This window comes from Actinoplanes sp. NPDC019969, assembly GCF_055562375.1.
Genome location: NZ_JBVHFK010000015.1, coordinates 44,760 through 60,212 on the forward strand (window position 1 = coordinate 44,760; position 15,453 = coordinate 60,212).

The window sequence follows — 15,453 nt, forward strand, 5'->3', positions numbered from 1 at the left end:
GACACGGCCCCTACCGGGGCGTCTTCACCGACTTCTTGAGCGTACGGGTGTTGCCGGCCCGGTCCGTGACGGTGACCGTGACCGGGTAGGCGGCCGCCCGCGGCGCGGTCCACTTCAGGGTCCACGGGCTCCTCACGGACGTCAGGGTGACCTTCTTCGCGCCGTTGGTGATCACGGCGGTGACCTGCTTGACGCCCAGGTTGTCGCGGACCGACGGGGAGATGGTGACGTTGCGTTTGCGTGCCACAGCGGATTTGATCGTCGTGATGGCCGGGGCGGCGTTGTCCACCAGCAGGGCCCGGTTCGCGGTCCGGGTGTTGCCGGCCCGGTCGGTGGCCCGCAGCGTGAGGGTCTGCGTGCCGTTGAGGCCGGTGCTGTCGAAGGTCAGCGACCACGGCGCGGCGGTGTCGGTGCTGATCACCTTGCCGGCGCGCAGCAGTTCGACCTTGGCGACGCCGGACGCGTCGGCCGCCGTCGCGGTGACGGTGATCCGGCCGCGGCGCGGGGTGCCGGACACCGCCGGGGACGCCCAGGCGACGGTCGGCGCGGTGACGTCGGTGGCCGTGACCGTGGCCGCGACCGCCCGTACCGCGCCCTCGGCGTCGACCCGGCCCGTCGCCACGTAGGAACCCACCGGGTCGGCGGTCGACTCGATCGCGGCCCGCACCTGCACGGCGGTGGCCCGCGGGTTCACCGACCGGGCAAGCGCGGCGACACCGGCGACGACCGGGCCGGCCGACGAGGTGCCGGAGAACCAGACGTGGCCGCCGTCCTTGGACTGCGCCGCGTTGGTGCCGGGCGCGGCCACATCCACCCAGCTTGAGCCGTGGTTGGACCAGCTGTAGCGGGCGTCGGTCGCGGTCGACCCGGCAACCGCGATGGCCGGCGGGTAGGCGGCCGGGTAGTTCGGCGTGTCCACGCCGTCGTTGCCGGCCGAGGCCACCACGACCACCCCGCGCGCCGCCGCGTACCCGACGGCGTCGGCGAGGATCTGCGAGCCGGCCGGCCCGCCGAGCGACATGTTGATCACGTCGGCGCCGTGGTCGACGGCGTAGACGATGCCCCGTGCGATGTCGTCGTGGCCACCCTCGCCGGCGGCGTTCATCACCTTGACCGGCAGGATGCGGCAGGTCCAGCAGAGCCCGGCGAAACCGGACCCGTTGTTCCCGGCGGCCGCGATCACCGAGGCGGCGGCGGTGCCGTGACCGTGGTCGTCGGACGGGTCGGCGTCGTCGCCGACGAAGTCGTAACCGGGCAGGACCCGGCCGGCGAGTTCACTGACCGGGTTGACGCCGGTGTCCAGGACGGCGACCGTCACGTCCGCCGAGCCGGTGGTGACGTCCCAGGCGGCGGGCGCCTTGACCAGGCGGTTGCCCCACTGCTGGGACTGGAGCGGGTCGTTCGGGCTGAGCATGATCCGCGCGACCGGCGTCTTCTCGACGTAGGCCACGCCGGGGTCGTCCGCGAGCGCCCGGGCGGCGTCACCGGTGACGGTCACGGTGACCGCGTCGAGGGCGGCGGCGGGCTCGCTGCCGAGCACCCGGACGCCCGGGGCGTCGTCCAGCGCCCGGACGGCCTCCCCGGCGGTCGTACCCGGGTTCAGGCCGATCGTCACGGTGCTGGTGGCGTCCGCCGCGGCGGCGGGGGCCACACCGGTGAGGGAGGCGGCGGTCAGCGCCGCGGCAACAGTCAGGGTTCGATACCGCACTCACCAAAGGTACGAAGGTATGACCTTTCCTCACCTCCGTCAGCGCGCCGGGAAAGTCCGCCTTATCAACATACAGACGTTTCTAAAGGAGGGCTTTTCGGCTGATCCTGGACCGCCCATCTGGCCAGAAGCAGCACGGTCACCACCTCGGCCAGGCCCAGCAGCCGCTCCACCCCACCCAGCGGGATCGCCCGCCACCAGCGGACCCCCGTCCACGGCTCGGACACCACCGCCCACAGGATGGGCAGGAAGCAGAGCAGCGAGATCACCCCGCCGATCGCCACCCACCGGGCCGGGCCGGCGTGCCGCAGGGCCGGCCGGGCGGCGAGCAGCGCGCCGATCGGCAGGCTCAGGAACGCGACGACGCTCGCCACCCGGTGCACGTCGCCGCTGACCGACGGGCCGACCTGCCAGTTGTGCTTCTCGAACCAGACCACGCCGACCAGGCCCGCCACCCACAGCGCCAGTGCCAGCACCGCTCCCCCGGTCAGCCCGGCGGAGCGGCGCAGCGCGGTCACGATCACGGCGGAACCGGCGGCCAGCAGCAGGACCGCGGCGTCGAAGATCCAGCCGTCGGGCATCAGCGCGTACTGGCTGATGGTGCGGCGCGACCAGTCCAGCTCGGCGGAAGGCGGCAGCAGGTGCAGTGACGCGAACAGCCCGAGGGAGGCGAGCACGCAGGCGACACCGAGGCCGGCGAGGACTTTCATCGGACAAGGGTGCCACGATGTGCGGGTGAACATTCTTGAGGTGGCGCTGCGCCTGCCGGACATCGAGGAGCTGCGGCGGCGGTCACGGGCGCTGGCCATGTGCGACGCGATCCTGAGCCCGGGATGGGAGACACGCTATTACTCGTACGACTCCCGGTGGCACCCCGGACAGCACATGGCGTCGATGCGCAACGGGTCCGGCGACGAGTACTCGATCGTGTTCTCACCTGACGGGGCCTACCTGCGCGGGCTGGATCACGAGCACGGCGCCGACCCCGGGCTCTTCGACGACGTGCCCGCCGAGTTCGCCGAGCACGTCCGGGAGCCCGCGTTCAGCCGGGGCGCCAACGTCTGCTTCTGGCGGCGGGCCGGCGACGACCGCTGGCACGGGCGGGGCCGCGACGACGTGGGCTGGCTGTTCGAGCTGCTGATGGACGGGACGCCGGAGGCCTACCAGGAGTTCGCCGAGGACTACTACGAGGAGGACGTGGATCTGGAGGCGGTCGCCGAGGTCTTCGCGCTGCGGCCGCTCACCGACCCGCTCGTCAAGCGCCTCAACCCGGACCTGACCGTGGCGTACCTCGCCGACGACATCGCGGAGATCGGCTACCCGTTGCGGTGATGCCGTTTCACGAAGGTGTAACCCGGCTCCAGGGTGAACCCGTCGATGTCCTCCTTCTCGATCGCCTGCTGGTGCAGGGTGAACTGCTTGCGTGAGGCGTGCGCGCCGGGCGGCAGGCGGCGGACGAACCCGTTGACCCAGTGGTCCCGGCGTTCGCCGCCGTCACCGTGGCCCTCCCCGCCGGCGCCCGGCAGCGGCGCCTCCTCCACGAGCGGGGCATAGAACAGCAGGTCCAGGGTCTCCTCGCCGTCGACCGCCGGATAGTTCGGCTCGCCGTCCGGGCCGGTGCTGCCGGTGACGCGGGTGACGTACCCCTCGCGGAGCAACTGGTCGACGGCGTTGCGCAGCAGGAACGTACCCTTCTTGCCCCGCCCCAGCCCGCAGTGCGCCGGCAGCTCCGCCTCCGGGAACGCGGCGCTGCCGTCGTCGAAGACGCGGCCCAGCCGGCGGACCGCGTTCAGCACCTGTCCCCGGTTCGACAGCCCCGGATCGAACTCGCGGGTGATCACCATCGGGTCGTAGTGGTGGTAGTAGTCGACCCCGTCCACCCGGATCGGCTCGTCCAGCGCCGTCGTCCGCAGCAGCACATAGTCCTCGGCCGACTTCCACGAGACGCTGACCAGCACACCCGGCCGCACATCCGGCGGCCAGCCGACGTCGGTGAGCCGCCACCCCGGATCCAGCACGACCGCCGACTCGAACGACGCCCGCTCCGGCGTGACACCCCGCACCCGGTGGTCCAGCACCACCGTCACCGGGCCGCGATCCTTCAGACTCTCGGCGAGATCGTCCGGCAGGGGGCAGACAGCGTGCTCCAGATCCGCTCTCACCAGCGCGAACCGACTGTTCCTCACGCCCGGAAGAGTACCCGGTGCAGAATTTCCGGCGGACCATGTAACCGGAGGGGCCGCAGCGGTGTGATGTCTGATGTGCGAACACCGAGGGACAGCGCCGACTTCGACGCCTTCTACATAGCGACGGTCCGCCGCGTCGTGCTCTACCTGTACGCGGCCTGCGGCGACCGGGCCGAGGCGCAGGACCTGGCGCAGGAGGCGTTCGCCCGGGCCTGGCAGAACTGGTCCCGGATCGCGGCGTACGACGACCCCGAAGCCTGGGTACGGTCGGTCGCCTGGCGGCTGCTGGCCAACCGGTGGCGTGGCCTGCGCCGCTGGCTGGCCGCCCGCTCCCGGCTGGGCCGTCCCGACGAGGCGACCGATGGCCCGTCCGAGGACCGGGTCGCCGTGGTCGGCGCGCTCCAGAGGTTACCGGCGGCGCAGCGGCAGGCCATCGCCCTGCATTACCTGCTCGACATGCCGGTCCAGGAGATCGCCACGAGCATCGGTGTCCCGGCCGGGACGGTGAAGGTGCGGCTGTCGCGTGCCCGCGCGGCCCTCGGTGAACTTCTCAGAGAACAGGAGACCAGCGATGCCCCGTCCCGTCGATGATCAACTGCAAGATCTTGCCACCGAGGTACGGGACCTCGCCGTGGCGCCCGCCGCCGAGATCCGTGCCCGCGGCAACCGCCGCTCCCGCCGCCGGCTCGCCACGGTGACGGCAGCCGGTGCGGTGGCAGCCGTCACGGCAGGAGCAGCGTTCGCGTGGCCGCAGCAGCAGCCGGCGCCACCGCCCATCGCCCCGGGCGCAAGCGCCCCTCTCACCTGCGTGATCACCCTCCCGGACGACCCGGCCCAGGTCCGGGTCCACGTCAACGGCGCCACCGGGATCGCCACCAGGATCGCCACGGAGCTGCGCGAACGATCTTTCACGGTGGCCGGCACCACGAAGATCTCCGGGCCCGGTGAGCGGACCGACCTCGGTGCGAAGACCACGCTCCATTACGGCCCGTTGTCGATCGGCACGGCCACGCTGCTGCGAGCGGCGGTGCACGGCGAGGTGGTCATGCGATTCGAGCCCCAGCGGGACGGCGACACGATCGAGCTGATGCTCGGGTCGGAGTTCACCAGGCTCGCCACCACCACCGAACTCAACCAGGCAATGGTCGCCATCGGCGAACCGACGGCCCCACCGGGCTGCTGACGATCACGCGTGTTGGTTTCGGGCGCGTATGACGGCCGAAATCAACACGCTCAGCGCTGCCATCGGCGTGTGGAGTTCGGGCGCGTAGAGCGGCCGAACTCCACACGCTCAGAGGAGGCGGGCCCGCAGTCGCTGGAGGGCCGGCAGGATGGCGTAGACGACGATCGGGACGGCGATGGTCGCCAGGACCAGCGTGCGCACCACCATCGGGGTGCCGCTGAGCAGGCCGCCGAGCAGCGACTGCAGGACGACGAGGGTCGGGAAGACGGCGAGCCAGATCATGACGGCCATCTGGTGGCGGCTGGGACGGTTGTTCGGCATGGTGGTCACTCCTGGTTCGAGGCGTGGGCGAGGATGGCGGCGACCCGGCGTTCCTGGGCCGCGGAGAACGGGAGGGCGTCCCGCACGTCCTCGTCGACGAGGTCGGCGTGCAGGTCGATGGCCGCGGCCGAACCGGCCCCGGCCGCGGTGATCACCTGGGCGCGCGGGTCGACGGCGTTGCCGGCCGCCCAGACACCGGGGACGGTGGTACGGCCGGTCCGCTCGTCGATCACCACGGCGCCGAGAGCGGTCAGCAGGGTGTCGCTGGGGACGAGGCGGGGCCGGACGAACAGGGCGTACGGGGCCACCACGCTGCCCCGGTCCAGTTCGATCCCGGCGAACCGGTCGCCGTCGACGATCAGCCGGTTCACCGTGCCGTCGACGATCCGGATGTCGCGGGCGGCGAGGCGCTGCCGTTCGTCGCCGCTCAGCGGGTACGTGTGGGCGAAGAAGGCCACGTCGTCCGACCACTGCCGGATCAGCAGGGCGTGCTGGACGGCCTCGGGGCTGCCACCGAGCACACCGAGCGGGCGGTCCCGGACCTCGTAGCCGTGGCAGTACGGGCAGTGCAGCACGTCCCGGCCCCAGCGTTCGGCCAGGCCGGGAATGGCGGGGATCTCGTCACGCAGGCCGGTCGCGACGAGCACCCGGCGCGCCCGGAGCACGTCCCCGGAGGCGAGCCGGACGGTGAAGCCGGGGGTGATCGAGGTGGCGGTGCCGGCGATCAGGCTCACCCCGTACGCCGCAATCTCGGTCTGGGAAAGAGCCAGGAAATCCGCCGGCGGGATGCCGTCTCGGGAGAGGAAACCCTGCATGTGGGCGGCGGGCGCGTTGCGGGGCCGGCCCGCGTCGACGACCGCGACCCGGCGCCGGGCCCGGCCCAGCACCAGCGCGGCGCTGAGACCGGCGGCCCCGCCACCGACGATGACGATGTCGTGTTCGTTCATGCCGCCTACCGTGCGCCGGGCCGGGTGGCGGCGGCAAAGAACGTTGCCGTTTCCGCAACGCGTCCCGGTTTCGGCAACAAAGGTTGCCGCGAGAGGGACGCAGCGGGTGCAATGGCCGGGTGGACGAAGGTATCGCGGCGGCGCTCGCCGAGGTCGGGCCGCGGCTCAAGCGGCTGCGCACCCAGCGCAACATCACCCTGACCGCGCTCGCCGAGGCGACCGGCATCTCCAAGAGCACCCTGTCCCGGCTGGAGAGCGGGCAGCGCAAACCCAGTCTGGAGCTGCTGCTGCCGATCGCGCAGGCGCACCGGGTGCCGGTCGACGAGCTGATCGGCGCGCAGCAGGTCGGTGACCCGCGGGTGCGCCTGGTGCCGCGCAAGGCGAACGGGCGGATCGTGCTGCCGCTGACGCCGCACGCCGGTTCGCTGCAGGCCTGGAAGGTGATCATCCCGGCCGATCAGACCGAGCCGGAGCCGAAGACGCACGAGGGCTACGAGTGGCTGTACGTGCTGTCCGGGCGGCTACGCCTCGTGCTGGGCGAGCACGATTTCGTGATCGGGCCGGGTGAGGCGGCCGAGTTCGACACCCGGCTGCCGCACTGGTTCGGCAGCACCGGCGAACACACCGTCGAGATCATCAGCATCCTCGGGCGCCAGGGCGAGCGGATGCACGTCCGGGCGCGGCCCAAAGACGCTCGATGAGCGTCCGGTACCAGTCGACGCCCTGGAGCCACGCCGCGACGGTGATGTGCTCGTCGGTGGTGTGGATCGACTCGCGCTGCTTCTTCGTCATCTCGAACGGCGTGAAGCGGTAGACCCGGTCGCAGATCGTGGTGAAATGGCGGGCGTCGGTGGCGGCCATCATCACGTACGGCGAGGTGACCGCTTCCGGGAAGTGCTCCGTGGTGACCGTGAACGTCGTCCGGGCCATCGCCGCCGACTCGGGACCGGACGCCGGCAGCAGCCGGGTGAGCAGGGCCCGGCTGCGGACGGCGGCACGCAGGGCATACCGCATCGGGGTGCGGTCCAGGCGGGTGATCGCCCGCGCCGGCCGGGCGGTGGGGCCGAGCGGCGCCGGGGTGGAGGCGTGCCCGCCGCGGCCGTCGACGCGCAGTTCGGGCTGCCTTTGCAGTCGAGGGTTCCGCGACCCCAGATGACGCCGTCCTCGACGACCGCGCCGAAGGGGGGTGTCTCCACTCCCCTTCGACGGGGACGACGTCACCGTACGCCATCAATACAACCGGTTTGTCCGCATTCCGCCCCGGCCCATGGAACAACAGGCCGTGACTCCCGACGGGAATGTCGCTTCAACACTTCAAGAAACGAGTCGAAAGCGGCTTCGTCCCACGCGCTGCGGCCGGAGACGGTGGGGATCCGGAGCAGGTCGCGGAACGCCTCGATCATTCTTCGGCCGGCAGCGTGTCCATGAACGAGCTGACCGAGAAGACCGCGTTGCCGGCGCCGGGCGGACCGTAGCCGGGCGGGCTGGTCAGCCCGTTCACCTCCATGGTCGCGCGGTACGCCTCGAGGAGCCGGATGTGGTACTCCAGCGGGGCGCCGTCCGGGTTCATCTTGCCCAGCGGGGTGGTCGGCTCCGGGCACCAGGTGGTGAACCGCGGCGTGATCCCCCGGGACATGAAATATTGCAGGCCCTCGGTGGTCGACGCGATCGCCTCGTCGACGGTCGTGAAACCGAACGGCGCGGCCATCTCGATCCCGGCGACGAAGTTCGGGATCACATTCCGTGGCCCGAACACCTCGGCCGAGTCGAGAATGCGGCGGTGCCATTCCTCGCGGCCGACATACCGCTCTTTGCCCGGGCAGTAACGCTCGAACAGGTACTTGTCCCACACCTCGTAATTGGGGTGGTAGATGCGGATCCCGTAATCGAAGAACCGCTGGACGTCCGCTTTCGGCAACGCCTGCGCGACAACCTTGCCGATCCACCGGCCCGGGAACCGCTCCTCGATGGCCTGCGCGTACCGCCCGTAGAAGTCGGCCTCGGCCAGCCCTTCGACCTTGCTGGTGACACTGCCGCCGGTGAGCGTGTAGGCGTGGGACGTCTTCGCGGTGTCGTATTTGTCGACGATCGCGAGCGCTTCCAGCACCTCCTCGACCGGCTTCACACCCGTGTAGGGGCGGCCGGCCGCCTTGTGCTGACGCCAGTTGTGGTTGATGTCGCAGTACTGACATTCTTCCTTGGCGCCGAAATACTGGCAGACCCGGAAGACGGTCAGATAGACGAGATAGCCCCACTGAATGGTGGGCGCGACCTCCATCACCGACTTGCCGTTCTCGAGCGTGTGCCGGTAATAGTCCGGCATCGGCGGCAGCCCGACGTCACCGATCGGCCGGTCGTCCAGGAACAGCTGGAGCTGCCCGTTCTCCCCCGGCTTCACCCGATATGGCGACGAGGGATTGACCCGCACCGAGACGACGGTGCGCCGCAGTCCATACGGCCCGCCGGTGAGCACGATCTCCTCCGGCGGCCGCCGCAGCGCCGCCTCACCCAGCTCCGGCAGGGTCCGGTGATCGAACGAGAAGATGAAGTACGACTTCGGCTTCACGTCACCGTTCTCGTTGTCGGTGAGCGCCGACTCGTCGAACGCCAGCCCGCCCCGCAGCAGGTCTTCCTTGATCACCGCCTCACGCGGGATGTGCGGGAACCGTCCCATCAGATCTTCGATGAGATCCGTGCGCCTTTGCATGCTGCGTCCTCCCCGACGGACCGTAGCACGCCCGGGTCCTTACACCGCGAACCAGCCACCCGTGTCAATCATCACCAAACCCCAGGTCAAAACCAGTTTCCGGTACGCCGTACACCGCACCACCAGCGACCACCCCGTCCCGCCACGGCCGGGGCCGGCGCAGCAGCGGCATCGGGCCGGCCCGCGGCCTGCGGGCTTCGATCCCCACTCACGGCCACCCCACCAAATCCGTTTGCCCGGCCGCTCTCCACGTGCGACGGTTCGCAGCCGCAACCGTTCCCGAACGACAGGGCATGACACCACACATGAGCAACACCACGATCGACCGCGACGACGCCGACCGCTTCCGCCGGGCGCTGACCGAGGAGCAGACCGCGAGTCTCGCCGCGACCGACGGCTGGTCCCACGTCGACAAGGACCGGGTCCACCGGGACTGGCACGACCTGTACGGCGAGATCGCGGCCGCCATCACCGCCGGCGCGCAGCCGGACGACGAGGCGGTGCAGGAGATGATCGGCAGGCACTACGCGATCGCGAGCCGGTTCTACGCCCCGAGCCGGGACGCCTACCTCGGCATGGCGCTGCTGTACGGCGAGGACGACAAGATGCGCGACTGGCACGACTCCTACCACCCGCGGATGGTGGAGTTCCTCGGCGCGGCGATGCAGCGGTACGCCACGCGCCTCTGACCGTGGTCAGGACGGGTCCGGTGCGGGTGCGCCGGGCAGGCCGAGCAGGCCGGTGATGCGCAGGGTTCGTGCGACGGCGTCATCGATCTCGTCCGGGGTGAGCGGGTCGCCGGCCGACCGCACGGTGAACAGCTCACGCCCCCGGATCGTCCACGGCGGGATCAGACCCCGCAGGAACGCCGTGTGCATCTCCGGCCTGTCCAGCAGCGGTGAGTCGCCGACCCGCACGAACGGCATCCGCAACGCCATCGACGGCATCGGCTCCGCCAACTCCACCACGACGCAGACGCCCTTGCCTTCCGGCTCACCGACCGCACCGGACAGCGCGTTGCCGCTCCACCGGATCTCCCCCGCGACCACCGGGAAGCCCTGCGCCGGGAACGACCAGGCCCGCACCACCTCGATCGTGCCGCGCAGCCGCAGGTCGGTCCACGGCCAGTCCCGCGTGGCCGGGTCGACCTCGGTCCAGCCCTCCCGAGCGAGGCGCGTCGTCACCCGCTGCTCCGCCCGGAACCGGTGGAGCAGCGCCAGCACGCCCCCGATCAGCAGGAACAGCATGCACAGACTGTTCCCGAAGGTCGGGTTGTAGCCGGTGAGCGCGTCCAGCAGCGCCCCGCCCATCCCCACCAGCAGCGGCACACCGCAGACGACAGCCACCACCGTGAGGGCGCCGAGGACCCAGCGACCCACGCGGGTGAGACCTGCCAGCCATCGACGGACCCCCATCGGCCCGACGATAGCGGCGAACATCAAGTCGTCAGGTGATCACCCGCGTACGACATTTATCGGTGTCAGAACTTGAGGTGCTGGCGGGTCAGTTTGGCGATCTTCTCGACCAGCGTCATGCCGGCCTGCTGGCTCTTGTTGTTGTGGGAGAGGACGGCGACCGACACGTCGACCTTGCCGTCCTTCGCGGTGATCCGGCCGATCGTGTTGACCGCCCACAGGCCGCCGTCGGCCGAGCGGGTGTCCCAGCCGTTCTTGACGATGCTGATCTCGCCGGTCCTCGCCAGCACCGGCACACCCCAGTCCTGCGCCTTGTCCACGGTGTTCATCAGCGTGAAGGCCGTCCTGCGGGACGTCGCGTTCAGCGGGCCCTTCGGGTTGACCAGCGACTCCAGCAGGACGATCTGGTCGGCGGCGGTCGTCTTGGTCAGGCCCCAGCTGCTGTTGACCACGGTCTGGGTCATCCCCATCCGCTTGTTGCACTTGGTGATGGCCGACTTGCCGCCGAGACGCTGGTACAGCGAGGTGGTCGCGTTGTTGTCGCTGAGCCGGATCATCGGCTTCGCCAGGGTCATCTCGGCGGCGGTCGGCTGACGGCCGGCGTCCTGGGCCTTCAGCAGCATGCAGGCGAGGATCTGGGTCTTGACGATGCTGGCGGTGTCGAACTTGACGGCGCCGCGCCACGCGTACCGCTGCCCGGTCCTCCGGTCGTAGACCGCAACCGAGAAGTCCGGCGTGGTGCCGCCGAGGGTCTTCAGCGCCGCGTCCAGAGCTTTCACCTGTTTCGCCCGGTTCGCGGCGGCGATCTGAGCGGCGGTGGGCCCGGTCGGCGTCGGTGTGGCGGCCGCGCGGGGACTCGTGGAAGCGGGCGGCGCCGACGCGCCCCGCGCACCCGTCACCGACGCGGTGGCCGGCTCGTCACTGCTCAGGCCGGCCACGATCAACGCCCCTCCGCCGAGCATTCCGACCACCGCCACGGCGAGAATCCAGACCCGGAACGACTTCATGGGCGCCCACTTTAGCGAGGAACTCGGCGGTCAGGGCCACCAGCGCCCGTGCCGCCGCGCCGGGCGGCCGGTCCGCGGGCACCGCGAGGGACAGTGGCCACCGCAGGTCAGCGCCGATCACCGGCATCGTCGCGACCCCTTCCACACCCGTGAGGAGGAATCTGGGGAGAAGAGCGACACCCAGCCCGTGCCGTACGTAATCCGCGCTCGTCCCGATGTCGGTCAGCTCGATCGTGACGTGCCGCCGGACCCCGGCCACCGCGAACGCCCGGTCCGCGACGTCCCGGTTGCCGTAACCGCTCGGCAGGTCGATGAACCCCAGCTCCGCCAGGTCCGCGAGGGCGACCGAGGCCCGCCCGGCGAGCGGGTGATCGAGCGGCACCGCCAGATCCATGATCGAACTGGTCAGCTCGGTGAGGTGCACCCCGGCGGGCCGCGGCCCGGGCACCGAGACGAACGCCAGGTCGAGCCGGTGTTCCCGGAGCATCTCGATCAGCCCGCCGGAGCCTTGCGGCGACACCGCGGTCTGGATCCGCACGCCGGGGTGCCGCCGGTGGTACTCCCCGAGCAGCGCCGGCAGGTCGATCACCCGGATCGAGGTGAGCGTGCCGATCCGCAGCGTGCCGCGCAGGCCGCCGCTGACCTCGGCGACCGCGTCCCGGGCGTCGCGGGCCGCGTCGAGGGCGATCCGGGCGCGTGGCAGCAGCGCCTCGCCGGCGTCGGTGAGGAGAACCCGTTTGGCGTTGCGGTCGAGCAGCGGGGCGCCGAGCTCCCGTTCCAGGGTCTTGATCGCGGCGGACACCGCGGACTGCACCACGTGCAGGCGAGCGGCCGCCCGGGTGAAGTGCTGTTCCTCGGCGACGGCGACGAAGTATTCGAGCTGGCGCAGTTCCACCCGTCAATCATCAACGATCGCGATCGGTTGGAGCGGGAACTTTCGTTGGCGATGATGATCGGGTCGGCGCACAGTCGGCGCATGGAACTTCTCAAGGCGCGTACGGGCTTCTGGGCGGTCGCGGCGGCGTTCCTGGTCGCGATGGCGTTCTCCACCGTGCCGGCGCCGCTCTACCCGCTCTACGGTTTCTCCACGTTCACCGTCACCGTGGTGTTCGCGGCCTACGCGGTCGGTGTCGTCGCCAGCCTGGTGCTGGCCGGGCACGTCTCCGACCGGCTCGGCCGCAAGCGGGTCCTCATCCCGGCGCTGGCCCTCGAAGCGGTCGCCGCGGTGCTGTTCCTGACCGGGACGTCCCTGCCGGTGCTGCTCGCCGCCCGGTTCATCACCGGCCTCGGCGTCGGCATGATCACCGCGACGGCCACCGCGCACCTGCACGAGCTGCACGCGGCACACCGGCCGGGCGCCTCCGGCACCCGTTTCGAGATCGTCTCCACGGCGGCGAACATCGGCGGGCTCGGGGTGGGCACGCTGGCCGCCGGCGTCCTCACCCTGGTCACCGGCATGCACCTGGCGAGCCTGCCGGTCTTCCTCACCGGCGGCGTGCTGGCCGGCGTCGGCGCCGGGGTGCTCTTCAAGGCCTCCATCGGTACGGTCGTCGCGCTCGCCGCCCCCGCCGAACGCGGCGCCGCCCTCGCCGGCATCTTCCTGATCGGCTACGCGGCCCTGGCGGTCTCCGCGCTCGCGATCGGCGTCGCCACCCGGTTCGCGGGCGTCGTCACCGTGATGACGTGGTTCGCCGCCGCCCTGTTCACCCTCCTCACGGCAGTCGCCACCCTCTCCCGCCGCGCCCACTCCCCCGCCCTCCCCTGAACGCCGCCACCACCCACCGACAGCCGCCGCCCGGAACCCAGCAACCGGCGGCGTGCAGTCCGGCGCCCGGCAGGCAGCGTGCAGTCCGGCTACCGGCAGGCAGCGGGCAGTCCGGCGTGCGGCGGCGAGGGCTGGAGCCGGCGGCGCTACGGCGGGTCGCGGCACCGAGCGGTTCCCGGCCGGTCACGGTTCGTCCGGCTGGTCCTGGTGGCTGTCTCAGCCCCGCTGAGACAGCCACCAGAACCAGCCGGAGTTGACCGCGCCCGGATTCGCCACGACGGCTACCAGCCGCCCGTGACCGGGTTGAGCGGCGGCCGAGATCGCCAGCCGTCGCCCACCCTCGCTACACGACAGCCATAAGGAGCGTGAACGACGGCTGAGGGCGGCGGCCGTCGCGCAGCGCTGTCACGGGACGGCGTTGAGGGGTATGGGCGACGGCTGGCGGAGTGGGGGTTCTCCCGGCTTCGTGCCGTGCGGGAGGGCTCCCAAGACGCTGGGCGAAGGGGCCGTGCACTGTGGTCGTCGTTGATCGAGTGGCACGACATCCTGGAGACAGGCGACATGCGCAACACCTTGAAGGCGACCGTTCCGGCTCTCGCCCTGCTGACGGCCCTGACCGCTTGTGGCCGGTCCGGCACGGGCAGCGCCTCGACGGCCGGCACCGCGAAGACGCCTGCCACCTCGGCGACGACGGGCAAGGGGAAGGCGACGACGGCCGCGCCAGTGAGGACGAAGACGGCGACGTCGGGCAAGACCGGGGCGTGCCGGAACCAGGATCTCGCGGTCGACATCGCCGGGCAGCCGGACGGCGCCGGTACGACCCGGACGGCGCTGGTCACTGTCACCAATTCCACGAAGCAGGCCTGCACGGTCCGCGGCTGGCTGACGATCACCCTGGTCAACGCGGCGAACGAGCCGGTGAAGGTGCCGACCGGCAAGGTGGACGAGCCGGGGCCGGCCGAGACGGTCGAGATCGCGGCCGGGGCCTCCGCCTTCGCGGGGATCAAGTGGACCTCGTGCGACAAGGCCGACGGGAGTTGCGGCGTGGGCAACACGATCCGCTTCGACCTGGGCACGTCGGCCGACGGCCCGGTTGCGGAGCTGGAGGGTTTCCCGGCGGCCGAGTCCAGCGGCATCACCATGAAGAACCTCACGATCGGTACGCTCCAGCCGAGCCGGCAGGGCGTCGTCGCCTGGTGACCTTCGTTAGGGTCGATGCGTGACTGTCCGGACGCTGTACCCGCCGATCGATCCCTATGCGACACGGTTCCTGGAGGTCGGCGGCGGGCACCGGCTGTACGTGGAAGAGGCCGGCGATCCGGACGGGATCCCGGTGCTGTTCCTGCACGGCGGGCCGGGCGGTGGGCTGGCCCCGTTCACCCGGCGGTTCTTCGACCCGTCGCGGTACCGGATCGTCCTGTTCGACCAGCGCGGTTCGGGGCGGAGCACTCCGGCCGGTTCGCTGCACGACAACACCACCTGGCATCTCGTCGACGACATCGAGGTGATCCGGGAGGCCCTCGGCATTCCGGCGTGGCTGGTGTTCGGTGGGTCGTGGGGTTCGACGCTGGCTCTCGCGTACGCCCAGAAGCACCCGGACCGGGTGACCGGCCTCGTGCTACGTGGCGTCTATCTGGTGCGCGCCGCCGAACGCCGCTGGGTCTACCAGGAAGGACTCGACCGCCTCCAGCCGGAGGAGTGGGAACGGTTCGTGGCGCCGATCCCGGAACCCGAGCGCGGCGACATCCTCGCGGCCTACCACCGGCGGCTCACCGGCGACGACCGGGACGAGGCGCGGCGTTGCGCGGCCGCCTGGATGCGGTGGGAGGCGATCATCTCGTCGCTGGTGCCGAGCCCGGAGATCCTCGCGACCCTGACCGCGGACGACACGGTGCTGGAGAGCAGCCGGATCCTCGCCCACTACGTGGTCAACGGCGGCTTCTTCGAGCCGGAGACCCAGCTGCTCGACGACATCGACCGGATCCGGCACCTGCCGTGCGTGATCATCCAGGGCCGGTACGACCTGTGCTGTCCCCCGATCACCGCGTACGACCTGGCCCGCCGCTGGCCGGAGGCGGACCTCCGGATCGTCGGCGGCGCCGGGCACGCCTCCCTGGAGCCGGGCATCGTCCACGAGCTGATCACCGCCACCGACCGGTTCGCTCGAAGGTCTTGATGATGCTGCCGGCCCGGTGCCGCATGTCCGGCGTGACC

The 15,453-nt window shown here is 71.1% G+C and carries 18 protein-coding genes; 8 read left to right on the forward strand and 10 right to left on the reverse strand.

What is annotated here, in order from left to right:
- Window positions 1-10: 10 nt before the first annotated feature.
- Both ACZ3II_RS36455 and ACZ3II_RS36460 read right to left on the reverse strand, forming a co-directional pair.
- Window positions 11-1,708 carry a S8 family serine peptidase gene (locus tag ACZ3II_RS36455; protein WP_465524038.1) on the reverse strand — a complete coding sequence of 566 codons (1,698 nt, stop codon included), beginning with the start codon at window positions 1,706-1,708 and terminating at the stop codon, window positions 11-13.
- A gap of 65 nt (window positions 1,709-1,773) precedes the next feature.
- Window positions 1,774-2,418 (reverse strand): DUF998 domain-containing protein, encoded by a 645-nt coding sequence (locus ACZ3II_RS36460; RefSeq protein ID WP_465524040.1) that lies wholly within the window; start codon window positions 2,416-2,418, stop codon window positions 1,774-1,776.
- Between the two features lie 19 nt (window positions 2,419-2,437).
- Here ACZ3II_RS36460 and ACZ3II_RS36465 point away from each other — a divergent pair, with 19 nt between their 5' ends.
- Window positions 2,438-3,040, forward strand: a complete 603-nt coding sequence (locus tag ACZ3II_RS36465) for a hypothetical protein (protein ID WP_465524042.1) — start codon at window positions 2,438-2,440, stop codon at window positions 3,038-3,040.
- Here the strand turns inward: ACZ3II_RS36465 and ACZ3II_RS36470 are convergent.
- Window positions 3,025-3,894 carry a hypothetical protein gene (locus ACZ3II_RS36470; RefSeq protein WP_465524044.1) on the reverse strand — a complete coding sequence of 290 codons (870 nt, stop codon included), beginning with the start codon at window positions 3,892-3,894 and terminating at the stop codon, window positions 3,025-3,027. The two genes, ACZ3II_RS36465 and ACZ3II_RS36470, sit on opposite strands and share 16 nt — an antisense overlap.
- A gap of 75 nt (window positions 3,895-3,969) precedes the next feature.
- Here ACZ3II_RS36470 and ACZ3II_RS36475 point away from each other — a divergent pair, with 75 nt between their 5' ends.
- Entirely contained in the window at window positions 3,970-4,485 is a 516-nt protein-coding gene (locus ACZ3II_RS36475; protein ID WP_465524046.1) for a SigE family RNA polymerase sigma factor, read from the forward strand.
- Window positions 4,466-5,077, forward strand: a complete 612-nt coding sequence (locus ACZ3II_RS36480; protein WP_465524048.1) for a LytR C-terminal domain-containing protein — start codon at window positions 4,466-4,468, stop codon at window positions 5,075-5,077. Before ACZ3II_RS36475 ends, ACZ3II_RS36480 begins: the two co-directional genes overlap by 20 nt.
- A 108-nt stretch (window positions 5,078-5,185) precedes the next feature.
- Here the strand turns inward: ACZ3II_RS36480 and ACZ3II_RS36485 are convergent, their stop codons facing one another.
- Window positions 5,186-5,398, reverse strand: coding sequence for a hypothetical protein (locus ACZ3II_RS36485; protein ID WP_465524050.1), 213 nt, complete (start codon window positions 5,396-5,398; stop codon window positions 5,186-5,188).
- 5 nt (window positions 5,399-5,403) lie between these two features.
- A complete protein-coding gene (locus ACZ3II_RS36490) occupies window positions 5,404-6,345 on the reverse strand; it encodes an NAD(P)/FAD-dependent oxidoreductase (protein ID WP_465524052.1) in 942 nt (313 codons plus the stop codon).
- 119 nt (window positions 6,346-6,464) lie between these two features.
- Here ACZ3II_RS36490 and ACZ3II_RS36495 point away from each other — a divergent pair, with 119 nt between their 5' ends.
- On the forward strand, window positions 6,465-7,046 hold the full coding sequence (locus tag ACZ3II_RS36495) for a helix-turn-helix domain-containing protein (RefSeq protein ID WP_465524054.1): 582 nt from the start codon (window positions 6,465-6,467) through the stop codon (window positions 7,044-7,046).
- Here ACZ3II_RS36495 and ACZ3II_RS36500 read toward each other — a convergent pair.
- Together ACZ3II_RS36500 and ACZ3II_RS36505 are read right to left on the reverse strand one after the other, a co-directional pair.
- Window positions 6,982-7,359: a hypothetical protein gene (locus ACZ3II_RS36500; RefSeq protein ID WP_465524056.1), complete on the reverse strand. Its 378-nt coding sequence runs from the start codon at window positions 7,357-7,359 to the stop codon at window positions 6,982-6,984. The genes ACZ3II_RS36495 and ACZ3II_RS36500 overlap by 65 nt on opposite strands.
- Window positions 7,360-7,744: 385 nt before the next feature.
- Window positions 7,745-9,052, reverse strand: coding sequence for a radical SAM protein (locus ACZ3II_RS36505; protein ID WP_465524058.1), 1,308 nt, complete (start codon window positions 9,050-9,052; stop codon window positions 7,745-7,747).
- Between the two features lie 293 nt (window positions 9,053-9,345).
- Here ACZ3II_RS36505 and ACZ3II_RS36510 point away from each other — a divergent pair, with 293 nt between their 5' ends.
- A complete protein-coding gene (locus ACZ3II_RS36510) occupies window positions 9,346-9,741 on the forward strand; it encodes a TipAS antibiotic-recognition domain-containing protein (protein ID WP_465524060.1) in 396 nt (131 codons plus the stop codon).
- A gap of 6 nt (window positions 9,742-9,747) precedes the next feature.
- On the opposite strand, the gene ACZ3II_RS36515 is transcribed toward ACZ3II_RS36510, so the two are convergent.
- The 3 genes from ACZ3II_RS36515 to ACZ3II_RS36525 all read right to left on the reverse strand — a co-directional run bounded on the left by ACZ3II_RS36515 (window position 9,748) and on the right by ACZ3II_RS36525 (window position 12,369).
- Window positions 9,748-10,467, reverse strand: coding sequence for a hypothetical protein (locus ACZ3II_RS36515; RefSeq protein ID WP_465524062.1), 720 nt, complete (start codon window positions 10,465-10,467; stop codon window positions 9,748-9,750).
- A gap of 65 nt (window positions 10,468-10,532) precedes the next feature.
- Window positions 10,533-11,474, reverse strand: a complete 942-nt coding sequence (locus tag ACZ3II_RS36520) for a serine hydrolase (protein WP_465524064.1) — start codon at window positions 11,472-11,474, stop codon at window positions 10,533-10,535.
- On the reverse strand, window positions 11,386-12,369 hold the full coding sequence (locus tag ACZ3II_RS36525) for a LysR family transcriptional regulator (protein WP_465524066.1): 984 nt from the start codon (window positions 12,367-12,369) through the stop codon (window positions 11,386-11,388). Before ACZ3II_RS36525 ends, ACZ3II_RS36520 begins: the two co-directional genes overlap by 89 nt.
- Window positions 12,370-12,450: 81 nt before the next feature.
- Here ACZ3II_RS36525 and ACZ3II_RS36530 point away from each other — a divergent pair, with 81 nt between their 5' ends.
- The 3 genes from ACZ3II_RS36530 (at window position 12,451) to pip (ending at window position 15,415) form a co-directional block, all read left to right on the forward strand.
- Window positions 12,451-13,239: an MFS transporter gene (locus ACZ3II_RS36530; RefSeq protein WP_465524068.1), complete on the forward strand. Its 789-nt coding sequence runs from the start codon at window positions 12,451-12,453 to the stop codon at window positions 13,237-13,239.
- Between the two features lie 525 nt (window positions 13,240-13,764).
- Window positions 13,765-14,439: a DUF4232 domain-containing protein gene (locus ACZ3II_RS36535; protein WP_465524070.1), complete on the forward strand. Its 675-nt coding sequence runs from the start codon at window positions 13,765-13,767 to the stop codon at window positions 14,437-14,439.
- A gap of 19 nt (window positions 14,440-14,458) precedes the next feature.
- Entirely contained in the window at window positions 14,459-15,415 is a 957-nt protein-coding gene (pip, locus tag ACZ3II_RS36540; RefSeq protein ID WP_465524072.1) for a prolyl aminopeptidase, read from the forward strand.
- Window positions 15,416-15,453 lie beyond the last annotated feature (38 nt).

Excerpts from the sequence above, each read along its gene's own strand:
- ACZ3II_RS36480 (WP_465524048.1), top strand. The coding sequence starts at position 4,466 with ATGCCCCGTCCCGTCGATGATCAACTGCAAGATCTTGCCACCGAGGTA.
- ACZ3II_RS36505 (WP_465524058.1), bottom strand. The coding sequence starts at position 9,052 with ATGCAAAGGCGCACGGATCTCATCGAAGATCTGATGGGACGGTTCCCG.
- ACZ3II_RS36510 (WP_465524060.1), top strand. The coding sequence starts at position 9,346 with ATGACACCACACATGAGCAACACCACGATCGACCGCGACGACGCCGAC.
- ACZ3II_RS36485 (WP_465524050.1), bottom strand. The coding sequence starts at position 5,398 with ATGCCGAACAACCGTCCCAGCCGCCACCAGATGGCCGTCATGATCTGG.
- ACZ3II_RS36490 (WP_465524052.1), bottom strand. The coding sequence starts at position 6,345 with ATGAACGAACACGACATCGTCATCGTCGGTGGCGGGGCCGCCGGTCTC.
- ACZ3II_RS36530 (WP_465524068.1), top strand. The coding sequence starts at position 12,451 with ATGGAACTTCTCAAGGCGCGTACGGGCTTCTGGGCGGTCGCGGCGGCG.
- ACZ3II_RS36515 (WP_465524062.1), bottom strand. The coding sequence starts at position 10,467 with ATGGGGGTCCGTCGATGGCTGGCAGGTCTCACCCGCGTGGGTCGCTGG.
- ACZ3II_RS36460 (WP_465524040.1), bottom strand. The coding sequence starts at position 2,418 with ATGAAAGTCCTCGCCGGCCTCGGTGTCGCCTGCGTGCTCGCCTCCCTC.
- ACZ3II_RS36500 (WP_465524056.1), bottom strand. The coding sequence starts at position 7,359 with ATGCGGTATGCCCTGCGTGCCGCCGTCCGCAGCCGGGCCCTGCTCACC.
- ACZ3II_RS36520 (WP_465524064.1), bottom strand. The coding sequence starts at position 11,474 with ATGAAGTCGTTCCGGGTCTGGATTCTCGCCGTGGCGGTGGTCGGAATG.